Origin of the sequence: Nocardia sp. CC227C, assembly GCF_030767025.1 — a bacterium.
Taxonomy (GTDB): domain Bacteria; phylum Actinomycetota; class Actinomycetes; order Mycobacteriales; family Mycobacteriaceae; genus Nocardia.
In genome coordinates, this window is the sequence record NZ_JASITE010000002.1 from 62,420 (window position 1) to 75,962 (window position 13,543).

Genomic DNA, 13,543 nt, shown 5'->3' on the forward strand with positions numbered 1-13,543 from the left:
CCACCTGCGATCGGGATCGCGGTAGCCGCTGGGGTGGAGGGGAAATCGGTACTGCGCGGGTCGGTCTGGGCACTACTTGTCGGAACCACCGCCTCCGCCGCCGGAACCACCACTGCCACCGGAACCACCGGAACCGCCGCTGCCACCGGAACCACCAGAGCCACCGCTGCCACCTGAACCGCCGGAGGACGATCCGCCGGAACTCGCGCCCGATCCGCCGGAACTCTTGCTCGAGCCGCCGGATGACGAACTGCCGCCGGACGAACTCTTGCCGCCGGAACCGGAGCTGCCACCCGAATCGGATCCCCCGGACGAGGAGCCGCCCGAGCCGGAGCCACCGGATGACGAGTCGCCGCCGCCGGAACCGTAGCCCCCGCCGCCGTAACCGCCGCCGGAGCCACCGGACCCGTAGCCACCTCCGGATGTGGAGCCTCCGGAGGTGGAACCACCCGAGCCGTAGCCGCCGGAACCACCCGAGGTGTTCCCGCCCGAAGTGCTGCCGCCCGAAGTGTTCCCGCCCGACGTGTTCCCACCCGAGGTGCTGCCGCCGGACGTGGAACCGCCACTGGTCGAGCCGCCGGAGGTACTGCCGCCGGAGGTCGAACCGTCCGAGGTCGATCCACCGCCGTCGGTGCCCCCCGTGGGCGCACCGCCACCGGAAGTCGTTCCACCGCCGGTGCTGCCACCATCGGTGGCGCTCCCATCCGCGGGTGTCCCGGCGTCGCCGCTCGTGTCCGGCGCGCCGTCGGTGCCGACCGGATCGCCGGGGACCGTGTCGCCGGTGTCGGGCAGCGTCGTACCGGGATCTGCGGTATCGGGCACGGTCGGCAGATCGGGCATCGAATCGGGCAGGGAGGGCAGCTGCGGCGTGCCGTCCACCGGAGCGGTCGGAATATCGCCGAGATCGGGGATTCCGATCGGATTCGTCACGGGGTCACCGGCATTCGGCATATCGGGCAGTCCGGGCGGCAGGCTCACCGACGGGAGCTGGCCCGGATCGACGGGCCCGATCACCACGCCACCGCCACCGCCACCGCCGCCGCTGGAATCGCGGGGCAGTTCGAAGGGCACCGGATTGGTGAACCGCGACGGGTCGGCGTAGGTGGTATTGCCTGCGGAGGAACGGGTTTCGCAGTGGTTGCCCGCATACACCCGATGCACGGGCCGCCCGCCGGACCATTCGGCGGTCACCGTTGGCGGCAGCACGCCGTAGTCGCGGATGCTCGCCGCGGCGCTCACCGCGTGGACGCGGCTCCCGGGCCCGGCGCTCACGTCGTCGAGGAGGAGGACATCGTGAGCGCCGGTCCCGGAAGTCTTGGTGGCGCCGGTGGTGTCCGGCGTCGCCTGGAAGCCGGGCGCACCCGGGGTGCCGCCCATCATGGCGGCGGCCGACATGGCCAGGGCCGAGGCGACGGCGGCGCCGGAGAAGGCGGCCGCCTTGGGCGCGTATTTGCCGATGGCGGAACCGGTCTCGGCGCTGCGCGCGGCGGCGATGGCCGCGCCGATGGCGACGGTGTGCGCCGGGTCCGGCGACATGATGATGGGCAGACCGAGTTCGCTCAGCGCCCGCGCCACCTCGACCGGGCGCGCCGCGCCGCCGATGAGCAGAATGCGGTCGATGTGGTTGAGGCTCAGTCCGCACCGGTGCACCGTGGCCCGCACCAGCCGTAGTGAATTGCGAATGTGCCAGGTGCGCAGTCTGCTGGTGTCCGCCGCGGGCACCACGGCCGAGACGGGCTGGGCGGCGTCGGGGGCGATACTGCGCGCGTAGCGGGCCAGCAGGGTGCCGAGCGGTCGGCCGCCGTAGTCGTGGGAGCGTTCGGCCCGGCCGAGTATCCCGCGCTCGCCGCGGTCGGCCTCGGTGCGCACCACCGCGATATCGAGACTGTTGCCGCCCAGGTCGTAGACCAGGGTGAGGCCGCCCTCGGAGATGCCGTGGTGGGCGTCGAGCCACTCCACCGCCGCCACCGGTTCTGGCATGAGCAGGACGTCGGATCCGCCGGACCAGTCCAGCGCACGCCGCAGTCGATGCACATGCTTGTCGGAATAACTTGCGGGATAGGCGGTTACGGCGGGCGCCTCGGGCGCGTTGGTCTCGATGAGTCCATTCACCACCGCGGCGACCAGATCGGCGGGCGACCAGATGCGACCACCGACCACCACCGGATCGGGTTCGCGGCTGAGATCGGCGAAATCCGTTACCACGGGGGCGAATCGGGGGATTCCACCGATTCGGGCACCGCCGGCACTGTCGAAGGTGACGGCCGTGCGCCGGACCCGGACCGCGGGCCGATTGCGTTCACCCGCCGCCCGCGAGGTCGAGCTGGTGATCGCCCACACGGAGTTCACTGTGCCGATGCTCATGCCAAAACCAACAGTCATCGCTATCCCGTCAACGCACCGTGACCACGGCCCCACGTCGCACAACCATGTGGTCGCGGTCGTTTACCAAACAGCGCGTTCAGGTTAGCTGGCTCGTGCCGGACGTGAATGTTGAATCGGTGGAAAAGTTTTCGTGAACGGTAGCCAAGTTTGCGAATCTACTGGTCGAACAGCATCAAGACCAAGATCACAGCCAACTTTCGGAATCTAAATACCGACCAGTCTCGCTTTGTGGCTACAACCCAGCGAACGCCAGTCAATACCAACCGGTACGCGAGAAGAGTCCGGAAAACAAAACCGCATCGTCCGTACGGCCCGGCGATTTTCGGGTCACTGCTTGGTTGCTCACCCGAAACTTCGGTATTCGGAATGGAATAGACCGCTACCCGGCCGACACTCGGACGGTCACACGAAGGACGTCGTTCGGCCGCCCCGCGGCATTACACCCGCTCGCACAACTCACACATCCTGGACGGTCGCGCAGCGATATTCGACACTCAGGGACAGCGAATCACGGCGCACAGCAGGACTATTCACCCAAACAGGACGACCGCCGTATGCGATCGGTACGCATACGGCGGTCGTGAGGTCGGTTTCCGGACCCTGCGCGGGCTAGCGGCTCCGCACCAGCAGGCGCAGCGAACGTCGCGGATGGTTGGCGGCGCCGCCACGAACGACCCGCGGCTGCCGAGTCCCGACCAAACGGTCGAATTCGGCTGCGTTACCGGCCGGTTCGGGCAGCCGTCCCGCATTGAAGTCCGCGACCAGCTGCCGCACGGTTTCCTGAGCGCAGGACTTGTTGGTACCGATAAAACCGGTCGGTCCCCGCTTGATCCACCCGGTGACATAGGACCCGGACACCACCGCACCGCCCGCGGTCTCCAACACCCGGCCGTCCAGATTCGGAACCACCCCGGCCCGCTCGTCGAACGGCAGTCCGGTCAGCGGCACACCCCGATATCCCACCGAGGTGAGCACCAGTCCGGTGTCCAGGGTTTCGGTCCGGTCGGTGGCCGCCGCCCGCACCGCGCCGTCGGCATCGGCGACGAGCTCGTTGCGCACCAGTTCCATCCCGGTCACCCGGTCGACCCCGGTGAGAGCGGTCGGCGACGCCAGATACTTGAATACGATGCGCTTGCGCTTGCCGGTGGCCCGTTCCGCCAGTCCGCGCAGCAGCTTCAGCTTCTGTTCGACCTTCCGCGGCGCGTCGGCCGGGGTCTCGGGAATCTCACCCTCGACCACGATATCCACGTCGGCACCCAGCAGGCCCACGAATTCCGGCACGGTGAAGGCGGATTCGGCCGGACCCCGACGTCCGACGATCACCACTTCCTCGATCTTGCTGCGCCGCAGCGCCTGCAGTGCCTTGGGCGAGACCTCGGTCCCGGCCAGCAGCTCCGGATCGGTGGTCAGCAGCCGCGCCACGTCGAGGGCGACATTGCCGTTGCCGACGATGACCGCCCGCCGCTGCGACAGGTCGAAGTACCGATCGGCGTGATCGGGATGCCCGTTGTACCAGGCCACGAACTCGGTCGCCGAGACGCTGCCCGGCAGCCCCTCACCCGGGATGCCGAGCTTGCGGTCCGCGGAGGCGCCCACCGCGTACACCACGGCGTGATAGTGCCGCAGCAGCTCCTCGTGCGAAATATGCTTGCCGACCTCGACATTCAGGTACGAGCCGAAGCCCGGCTGCGCCGAGATGGTGTCGAAGAGCTTGGCGACCTGACGGGTCCTGGTGTGATCGGGCGCGACGCCGAAGCGGGCCAGACCGTAGGGCGTGGACAGCCGGTCGAACACCGTCACCTGCACCCCCGCCTGGGTGAGCAGTTCGTCGGCGGCGTACATGGCCGACGGTCCGGAACCGATCACGGCCACCCGCAACGGCTCCCGGCCCGGCTTCACCTCGGGCGCGGGGATAGGCCGCGCCAGCAGCGGCCGGGGCCGCTCCTGCCGGTAGAAGTCGGCGTTGATCTCGATGAACGGCTGCTGGTCCGCGGTCAGCTTCTTCGAGGAGGTGATGGCGTCCACCGGGCAGGCGGTGGCGCACGCGCCGCAGTCCACGCACGCCTTCGGGTCGACGTAGAGCATCTCCGCCGTCCGGAAGTCGGGCTCGTCCGGCGTGGGGTGGATGCAGTTGACCGGGCAGGCGTAGACGCAGGACGCGTCGCTGCAGCAGGACTGCGTGACGACGTACGGCATCTAGGCCACCTTGCTGCCGCGGAGGGGCTCCGAGCGGTAGCGGGAGGTGGGGCCGTCGATGCGCAGCAGCTTCCACACCGCCTTGGAGACCGGGTTCATCAGACCGATCTCCTTGGCCAGGGCGCGCACGTCCACGAAGTAGTCGGCGAAGACCTGCTTGGCGTCCTTGGACCCGTAGAACAGCTCCTTGCGCACCTTCTCCGGGATATCGAACTCCCGGAAGAACGCCTTGGGCGGGGTCGCGATGGAGCGGCCCAGAATCCACATGACGATCGGCATCGCGATGGAGAGCACGAACCGCTGCGGCGCGCCCTGCTCGGGCACGTGCTGCTTGAGGAACTCGTGCGCGAAGGAGATGTGGCGGGCCTCCTCGGCGACGTGGATCGCCATCACGCCGCGCATGATCGGGTGCACGTCCTCACCGGAGCGCAGGATCTGCTTCTGGATGTGGTCGATGGGCTCCTCGCCCGCGAGCACGGCCATGAAGAACAGGTTCGGGAACATGACCGCGACCGGCACGCCGAAGTGACGGAGCTGGCGCACCAGCGGGCCCATACCCGGCACGTCCATGCCGATGCGGTTCACCATCTCCTGGAACATCAGGGTGTGGTTGAGCTCTTCGGCCATCTCGTGGGTGCAGTACCGGAACTCCGGGTCGCCGTTGGGCAGCGAGAAGGTGTGCTGCACCATGCCGCTGATCAGGATGGACTCGAACTGCAGGCCGACCTTGGCGACATTGGCCTGGCGGTACTTGCCGATGGCGATCTTCTGCTCGTCGGTCAGCGCGCGGTACCAGGGGTGGCGGCCCAGCGGATCCGCGGATTCGGGCAGGATCCAGCGCTCGGGCTTGGTGTTCGCGTCGAAGTCCGGGTTCTCCCAGTCGATGTCCTCGTAGGGGTCGAAGTGCTTGTTCACCGACCCTTCCGACAGCAGCAGCAGCTTCTGCGCGTATTCCTGAGCTTCCGCGACGATCGGGTCGTCGATGGGCGTTGTGGCTACGGACATCGTCGTCACAGCCTCTCCAGTTCAGTGTCGGTAACTGTGTCCCATGGTTACACCAAACCGAAGTTACGTCAATAATGCTGTCACGGATATCTGGTTACTCGCGAGTCGTGACCGGGGCGAATACACGTCGACGCACGGTGAGACTCGGATCACAACGGACGGAGTTATCTGTAACCGCGAATCGAGCGCGCTCGTCAGAGAGCGGCGACGCGGGCCAGGCGGCGGCGGAAGAGGCCGAAGCCGGGGTGTCGGTGGGTCGCGGCCGCATGGTCGAGTTGGGCGTCGCGGGCCGCGATGGCCGCGCCGTCGGCGATGGTGCGCTCGGGGTCCTGCGCCACGATGACAGGGCGTGCCAGTTCGGCCGAGAGCACCTCGGCCACCTCGGGCGGACGGGCGGCCCCGCCGACGACCAGCACGCGGTCGACATCGGCCATGGTGACGTCGGCGATGCGCAGGCCCTGGTAGACCAGGGTCAGGGAGCGGCGCACGTGGCGGGCGCGTAGTTCGCTCGCGTCGGCGTCGGAGACGTGGGAGACGACCGAACTCCCCTGCCGCCGCAGATGCTGCGCGAGCATGCCGCCGAAGGCGCGACCGCCGTAGTCGGTCGAGCGCACCGGCTCCCCCACGATGGGATCGGCGGGCGCGCCCGCCCCCACGCGTACGAGGGTGACGGTGAGCCCGGAGCCACCCAGGTCGTACACGAGCGCCAGCCCCGGCGTGAGCGGGCCGCGCTCGGCGGCGAGCCAGGACACCGCCGCGAGGGGCTCGGCCAGCAGCGTGGCCCGATCGAGCCCGACACCCGCGAGCGCGGCGCGCAGTTCGGCCACGTGATCCTCGGAGTACCCGGCCGGATGGGCCACCGTGACGGCGGTATCCGCGGCCGGAGCCTTCCCCAGCACCTCCTCGATCACGCTGTACGCCACGGTCGCCACCAGATCCGGTGCCGTGAGCGCACGATGGCCGACGCGTGCGGTCGGCGCGCCGCGCTGGGTCAGATCGGCGAATTCGGTGATGACGCGACCGTGTTTGGGAATCCGGCCGACGCGGGCATTGCCCGAACTGTCGAAGGTGAGGGTGGTCCGCCAGGTAATGGGGACGGCGCCGCGGCGACGGCCGGGCGGATTCTTGCCCGCACGATCCGATGCCGTCGCGCACACCGTATTGACCGTGCCGATACTGAGACCAACGCCGAACACCATCAGTTCACCTCGATCGACGAGTCGTTGTTTCACCAGTCACCATGACCCGACCCGTGTTTCAGGCAACCACCGCGCCGGATGCTTGCCAAGCAGAGGACACCCGGTTGTCCGCAGTTGCTCCTCCCGGCGACGGCAGCGCCGGTGAGCGGGGGCTCGGGTTCCACGCACCCGGGCGGACAGCGAGATCGCGAGAAGTTTGCCCGAATCCCACGCACCGGTCGGTCCGTGTTGATCTTGTCGTCGCCGCCGGGCCGCCCCCGCCCCCGGCACTGAAAAACGCCCTCGCACCGGGGAACTCGGTGCGAGGGCGGCGATACTTCGCGGGCACGGCGCTCAGTCGCTCGGCGCGATCAATTCCGACATGAGGGTCGAGACCAGCGTGTAGGCGAGATTGACCAGGCTGGAGGCGATCCCGGTCTCCTGGCTGTTCATGCCGAGCATCTTGGCCATCGGCCCCAGCAGCTGCACGGCGGTCTGCACCAGCGTCTTCAGCGATCCGGACTCCGACGGCTGCGACTTGTCCGCACCCGGTGTGGACGGTGCCGCCGCCCCCGGACTCGGCTTCGCGTTCGGCAGTTGCGGTGCGGCCGGAGCGGCCGGGTTCGGCTTGGCGGCCGCGGCGGGCACCTGCGGATCCGGCTGCGCGCCGGGAGCCTGCGGGGTGGCCGGGGCACCGGCCGGAATCGGCACGCCCTCCGAGATCGGCTGGACGCCGTGCGGAACGCCGGAGGCCGGAACGGCGGCGGGCTGATCGGGTTGCGGCTGATCCGGATCCGGCGCGGCCGGGAGTGCCTCCCCCGGAGTGGTCGAATCGCCGGATGCCTGCGGTTCGAGCGGAGCGCCGTGCTGCACCGGCGGTTGCTCATCCCCCGGAGCCGGGTCCGGCTCGACGGCCTGAGCGGGCTGCACCGGATAGGCGGGCACCTCCGGCGCTGGGACGGGCACCTCCGGCGCGGCGGCGGGCGGCTGCGCCTGCACCTGCGGAGCCGGTTCCGGAACGGCGGCCCGCTCCTGCTCGGCCGGACCCGGGTCCAGTCCGAGCAGGAAGGCCGCCAAGCCGGTGGTGATGGCCACCGCGTGGCGCAATTGCCCCTCGGGCGATTCGAGCAGTCGCGCGTCCTCGGGGTTCGCGCCGTTGCCCATTTCGAGGAAGACGTCGGGCACGTGGGTCAGCGCCGGACCGGCGATGTCGGCGCGGGTCTGCAGGCCCTCGTTCCCGCCGTAGGCGGCGATGGGGAACCCGGCGCGCACATAGGCGTCGCGCATGACCTGGCTGGCGGCCAGTCCGGGGCCGCCCTGCACCTCGGTGGCCTTGGCGTCGGGCACCGGCAGTTCCGGAACGATGAGGTGGAAGCCGCGCAGTTCGGCGGGCGCGCTGTCGGCGTGGATGCTCACCGCGACATCGGCTCCGGACTGGTTGGCCGCGGCCGCGCGTTCGTCGATGCAGCCGCCCCAGCCGGTGTCGTCGGACCGGCTGAGGACGACCCGCGCGCCGAGGCCCTCGAGCGAGGTCCGCACCAACTGCGCGACATTCCAGTTGATGGTGTGCTCGGGGACGCCGTTGACGGTGATCATGCCGGTGGTCTGGCACGGCTTGGAGCCGCCCCGGCCGTCGGAGACCGGCCGGGCGATGTTCTGGTTGTGATCGGGGCCCTGGTGCCCCGGGTCCAGGAAGACGGTCTTCCCGGCGAGCTTCTGGGGCAATTCGGAAATCGCGGGACCGTCGGGCGCGGGGTTGTCGGGCGCGGCCAGCGCGATGGCCGGGACGAACCCGGCCACGGTGGTGATCGCCGCGGCCGTGACGGCAGTGCGAATACCAGCCTTGATGATGCTTGGCTTCATAAGCGGTGACGGCGATCCGGGCGGAACGCCCCTCCCTTCCCACTAGTAACACCAAACCCAGTGGTTCACTCTCGCAACGCTGGTTACCTTCTGGCAAGCGCCTGGCGGCGCTGTGATCGAACTGTTACCAGTGGTCAGGGGCTACGAGGCCGTCAGGACGACACGATGCGGTCGCCCTCGACCCGGATCGAGCGACCGTTCAGCGGACGCGCCGCCGGACCGCTGGCGACCGTGCCGTCCAGCCGGAAGCTGCTGCCGTGGCACGGGCACTTGATCAGGCCGTCGGACACCTCGTTCACCTTGCACCCGGCGTGCGTACAGGTCGACGAGAAGCCCTGGAAGGCGCCGACAGCGGCCTGCGTGATGACCACATCACCGGCAATGAGCCCGCCGCCCACCGGTACGTCGGCGGTCCTGGCCAACTCGGCCGGGGGCTGTCCCTCCGCCCGCTGCTCCGGTGCGTCCGAATCGGCCTGACTGCCGCCGTAGCTGGAACACGCGGCCAGGGTCACGGCGGTCGCTGCCACACCCACACCGGCCAGCGCGGTGCGGCGGTCCAGCCGCGGGCCGCCGGACTCGGCGTCCGGCGTCGAGATATCAGAGATGTCACTGTCGTGGGTCATGGGTTCACTCCTGTTCGAAGGGGGCCGGAAACGACCGCTCATGGTTATCGACGTACGGGCGGGCCGCCGGGTTCACGCGCCGAATCCCTTGACCCGGAAGTACCAGACCGCCGAGCTGAACCACAGCCCGACGACTCCGGTGAACAGCAACCCACCCGCGAGCGGAATCACCCAGCCGGGCAGCCCTTTTCGGGTGAGCAGCAGCATCTTGGTGACGAAGACGCCGTACAGCAGACAGCCGAGCAGCGAGTGCACCAGCACCCGGGTGTCGAAGGTGGCGAAGCCGAAGGCGTAGAGACAGTGCACCGCGACCGGCAGGCTGATCAGCACCGCCAGCCGGCCCGACCAGACGTGCCAGAACCCGGCCCACCGGCCGGGGCGAATCCTCGGCAGCAGGCCGTACATGGCCAGCGCACTGATGTCCTGGCCCACGGCAAGCACCACCACGGCGGTGGCGAGCCAGGACTTCACCGCGCCGGGGCTGGAGAATCCGGCCAGGCTCACGGCGGTGCCCGCCGGGGTGTGCACCGCACCGTAGACACCGAGCGCGACGGCGGTGGCCGCGCCCGCGAGCACGATCAGGGCGATGGCCGAAGCCGTTGTGTTACCGCCGTTTTCGCGGGCGGGCGGCTCAGAAGTCGTCGTCATCACCGGTCACCTTCCGGGCGTCGGGAGCCAGGTTCGGGGCGGGTGAGGTGGACCCGTCGGCATTGCGGCGCACGCCCGTGACCGAGCCGTCGGGGGCGACCACCCAGCTGTCGCGCGCGCCCGCGTCGCGGTCGATGTAGATCCCCGCCGGGTCTCGCACGGCGGGTGCGGTGAATTCCCAGCTGCGCTCCCCCAGCGTCAGCAGCCCGGTCAGCGCGCCGTCGAGGAGGGCGGCTTCGATCCGGGACTCCTTGCCCGACAGCTCGGTGCGCCCGGCGGCGGCGTCGCCGCGCAGCCAGCTCTCGACGCTCGCGCCGTCGCAGACGTAGGCGACCGAACGATCCCCGGTGACCGTGACCGACAGGGTGAGCGGGCGGTTCTCGGTCGCGATGGTGGTCACGTAGTCGGCCTGGGCCGGGAACGGGGTCGCGGCGGCGGTGGGCGGCACGGTGGTGGGACTCGCGGTGGTGGGACTCGCGCCGGTGGGATTCGCGGTGGCGGGTGCCGTGACGGCGGTGGCGGGACCGGCGCTGTCGGCGGGCGCGGAGTCGCTGCCGCCCCGGGTGACGATATTGGTCAGCAGCAGGCCGCCGCCGACGGCGGCCACTGCGATGAGGGTGAGGATGGGACCGGCCCGTTTCATCGGAACTCCTGGTGCGGCGTGGCGGGGTGGGTCAGGCGCTGAGGGGCTGTCGGCGCAGGGAGCGCAGGGCGTAGTGCACCCGGGTTTTGACGGTGCCGACGGGGATCCCCATATCGGCGGCCACGTCCTGGTAGGCGCGGTCGTTCAGGATGACCTGGACCACGGCGTCGCGCTGCGGTGCGGGCAGGCGGGCGAGCAGTTCCGCCACCAGCAGGCCGTCGGCGAGGGTGTCGGCGAAGTCCGGGCGGGCGTAGTGGCCTTCGGCCACGTCGCCGAGTTCGTCCCAGGCGCTGTCGCCGGGGCGGGCGGCGCGCATCCGGGCGATATCGGTGAGGACATTGCGTTCGATGGTGAGCAGCCAGGTGCGCACGCTGCCGCGGTCGGGGTTGTAGGTGCCGCAGGCGCGCCAGGCCCGGAGCAGGGTCTCCTGGACGGCGTGCTCGGCCAGCCCGGGGTCGCCCAGGCGGCGCAGGGCGCGCCAGTGCAGCAGGGCCTTGTCGGCGCGGAGGACCTCGGCGAGGCCGGAATCGGTGCACAGCCCGGCGCAGCGGTCGGCGCAGCCCGGCGGACCGGTGCGGGTGGCGGTCAAGGTGGGGAGGGGCCGCAAGTGTGTCATGTCCTGAATATCGCGATCCGACCCGGGAACGACATCGGTGGTCGATACCTAATTCCGAAACGTCCGAACGGTCGGATTGCCACTCAAACCATTCGCAAAGCTAAGCGAATGGCCGGTTTGCCCAGTTGTGAAACCGTCCGGTACCGTTTCTCCCGCGCCACCCTCCGGAAGCCGGCGGCGCGGTCCCCGTGGGTCCGAGGGGAACCCGCGGGGACTACTCTGAAATCGCTCGCGCCACCCTCCCGCTCGAGCACATTGAAACCGGTTTGTACGCAATGAATTCGGGCGTTCATCACATTTCTCCACACATTCTCTGATAAACCTGCGCCCGGAGAGATTCGGGGATCTGTCACCACGGGGCCGCACGCACCGGAAAGCTGCGCGCGGCCGTCGCGAACTGCGAGGGAGGACCGCCGTGCGACTGCGCACGCTTGCGATCGCGGGGGTAATGGCGTCCGCGCTCACGCCGCTGACGTCGGGTTTCGCCGCCGCCGCACCGGCCGCGGAAATACCGGGCGATGGCCAGTACCTGGTCGGCGTCGATATACAGCCGGGTTACTACGAGGCCAGTGGCGTCGAGGATCCCGCCGTGGCCTGTTTCTGGCGGCGGCTGTGGAAAGTCCAGACCGATACCGACTACAACGATCCGAACTATTACATCATCGCCAGCGACTTCACCCGGGTGCGTCCCGTGCGGGTGGAGATCAAGGCAACCGATGTGGCATTCCGCAGCGACAACTGCGGCAGCTGGCGCATGGTCCCCACACCGCCCAGCACCGGCTCGTTCGGCTGACGAGTACCGCATTCCGACCGTGCGGTCCGGCTAGGGTGGCGGTATGACGAGGCGCAGAATCCTGATCACCGGAGCGAGTTCCGGACTCGGTGCGGGCATGGCCCGCGAGTTCGCCCGCCGAGGCCGCGATCTGGCGCTGTGCGCCCGCCGCCTGGACCGGTTGACGGAACTGCGCGATGAGCTGCGCGCCGCCCATCCGGACATCACCGTCGCGGTGCGGGCCCTGGACGTGGACGACCACGCGGCGGTGCCGAAGGTCTTCGGCGAGTTGCGCGAGGAACTGGGCGGGCTGGACCGGATCATCGTGAACGCCGGTATCGGGAAGGGCGCCCGAGTGGGCACCGGGCGCGCCGAGGCCAATATCGCCACCACCACCACCAATTTCGTGAGTGCGCTGGCCCAGGCCGAGGCCGCCCTGGGCATCCTCCGCGAGCAGCGGTCCGGTCATCTGGTGCTGATCTCCTCCATGAGCGCGGTGCGCGGGCTGCCCGGCAAGAAGGCGGCGTACGCGGCCAGCAAAGCCGGGCTGTCCGCACTCGGCGAGGGTCTGGCCATCGAGTTGCGGAGCAGCCCGATCACCGTCACGACCGTGCAGCCGGGTTTCATCGCCACCGAGATGTCGGCGCAGGCGGGGGACGCGAAACTGGTTGCCTCGCTGGACAAGGGCGTGGCCGCCATGGTCGCCGCCATCGAGCGCGAGCCCGCGCGCGCCGATGTGCCCGCCTGGCCCTGGCGGCTGATCGGCGCGGTCCTGCCCCGGCTGCCGCGCGCGGTGGTGGCGCGGGTGAGCTGAGCCGCCGCGATCGCGCACCGGCCCAGCAAACCGGGCGGCCGACCGGCGGACGGGAACGACCGAACAATATGCGTAATGAAACGCCCAGTAGTGCAATATATTTCGTCGTATCCTGAAAGATCACAACGAGTCCCGGCCCACGAGCGGACCCGGAGCGCGGCGAACGGCACGACAGGACAAGGGGTTGATGCGGATGATCGCAACCGTGGGTACGGCATATGCCGTCGTCGTGACCGCGGTGAGCGATCCGCGCGCCGTCGAGGGGCTGGAGTGGGACCGTGCCGTCGAACTCCTGCCCAGTATCGCCTCCGGCAATATGCGGGCCTGGTTGCGCACCCAGGAGGCCGCGGGCACGACGCCGCGCCACGGTGTGGTCGTCCCGGCGTCCTCGCGCCTGCGGTCCGCGCACCGGACACCGGCCCGCGAGATCTGCGTGCCCTCGGCCGAGTACCTGTGCTTCATGGACGCGCTACGGGCCGAATTGCGGGCCCGCCGGGCGGTCCTGGCGGAACGGCGACCGTCCGGATCGCAGCAGCGGATCGACCACCGGGTCACCGCCCGGCCGCTGGCCGACGGCATGATGGAGCCGGACGACCGACTAGACGGGGGCGAATTCCCGACCGAACTCGACCGCATCGCCGCCCTGCTGACCGTGCGTCGGTGAGCGGGTCCGCCGCGGCGGGGGAACGGGATGGGCGGCCGACGCAGTGATGGGGCGAACTTCGCTTCTCAGGCGATTACTCCATATGGGATGAAGTCGGTTCCCACCGTGCTCGGCACAGTTCCCGTATGTCCTAGTG

At 69.6% G+C, this 13,543-nt stretch carries 12 protein-coding genes; 3 read left to right on the forward strand and 9 right to left on the reverse strand.

Translation table 11 applies throughout. The annotated features are described in order from the left end of the window. Positions 1 to 72 precede the first annotated feature (72 nt). The 9 genes from QMO76_RS03605 to QMO76_RS03645 form a co-directional block, all read right to left on the reverse strand. Complete coding sequence (locus QMO76_RS03605; RefSeq protein ID WP_306359717.1) at positions 73 to 2,364, reverse strand: hypothetical protein; 2,292 nt, start codon at positions 2,362 to 2,364, stop codon at positions 73 to 75. A gap of 630 nt (positions 2,365 to 2,994) precedes the next feature. After that, positions 2,995 to 4,581 carry an FAD-dependent oxidoreductase gene (locus QMO76_RS03610; protein WP_306359718.1) on the reverse strand — a complete coding sequence of 529 codons (1,587 nt, stop codon included), beginning with the start codon at positions 4,579 to 4,581 and terminating at the stop codon, positions 2,995 to 2,997. Beyond that, complete coding sequence (locus tag QMO76_RS03615; protein WP_306359719.1) at positions 4,582 to 5,586, reverse strand: diiron oxygenase; 1,005 nt, start codon at positions 5,584 to 5,586, stop codon at positions 4,582 to 4,584. A gap of 194 nt (positions 5,587 to 5,780) precedes the next feature. Further along, a complete protein-coding gene (locus tag QMO76_RS03620) occupies positions 5,781 to 6,785 on the reverse strand; it encodes an Hsp70 family protein (protein WP_306359720.1) in 1,005 nt (334 codons plus the stop codon). A 333-nt stretch (positions 6,786 to 7,118) separates the two neighbouring features. Continuing rightward, positions 7,119 to 8,627: an N-acetylmuramoyl-L-alanine amidase gene (locus QMO76_RS35265; RefSeq protein WP_372341893.1), complete on the reverse strand. Its 1,509-nt coding sequence runs from the start codon at positions 8,625 to 8,627 to the stop codon at positions 7,119 to 7,121. Between the two features lie 152 nt (positions 8,628 to 8,779). Further along, on the reverse strand, positions 8,780 to 9,250 hold the full coding sequence (locus tag QMO76_RS03630; RefSeq protein ID WP_306359721.1) for a ubiquinol-cytochrome c reductase iron-sulfur subunit: 471 nt from the start codon (positions 9,248 to 9,250) through the stop codon (positions 8,780 to 8,782). 72 nt (positions 9,251 to 9,322) lie between these two features. Further along, positions 9,323 to 9,898 (reverse strand): DUF6529 family protein, encoded by a 576-nt coding sequence (locus QMO76_RS03635; protein ID WP_306359722.1) that lies wholly within the window; start codon positions 9,896 to 9,898, stop codon positions 9,323 to 9,325. Then, positions 9,882 to 10,541: a hypothetical protein gene (locus QMO76_RS03640; protein ID WP_306359723.1), complete on the reverse strand. Its 660-nt coding sequence runs from the start codon at positions 10,539 to 10,541 to the stop codon at positions 9,882 to 9,884. The genes QMO76_RS03635 and QMO76_RS03640 overlap by 17 nt, the downstream gene beginning before the upstream one ends. Before the next feature lie 31 nt (positions 10,542 to 10,572). Next, positions 10,573 to 11,157, reverse strand: coding sequence for a sigma-70 family RNA polymerase sigma factor (locus QMO76_RS03645; protein WP_306359724.1), 585 nt, complete (start codon positions 11,155 to 11,157; stop codon positions 10,573 to 10,575). Positions 11,158 to 11,572: 415 nt separating this feature from the next. Here QMO76_RS03645 and QMO76_RS03650 point away from each other — a divergent pair, with 415 nt between their 5' ends. From QMO76_RS03650 to QMO76_RS03660, 3 genes are all read left to right on the forward strand, one after another. Further along, on the forward strand, positions 11,573 to 11,950 hold the full coding sequence (locus QMO76_RS03650; protein ID WP_306359725.1) for a hypothetical protein: 378 nt from the start codon (positions 11,573 to 11,575) through the stop codon (positions 11,948 to 11,950). A 43-nt stretch (positions 11,951 to 11,993) separates the two neighbouring features. After that, a complete protein-coding gene (locus QMO76_RS03655) occupies positions 11,994 to 12,743 on the forward strand; it encodes an SDR family oxidoreductase (protein WP_306359726.1) in 750 nt (249 codons plus the stop codon). Positions 12,744 to 12,936: 193 nt separating this feature from the next. Continuing rightward, the gene (locus tag QMO76_RS03660) at positions 12,937 to 13,407 is read left to right on the forward strand and encodes a hypothetical protein (protein ID WP_306359727.1); all 471 of its coding nucleotides are present in this window, start codon (positions 12,937 to 12,939) and stop codon (positions 13,405 to 13,407) included. Positions 13,408 to 13,543: the final 136 nt, after the last annotated feature.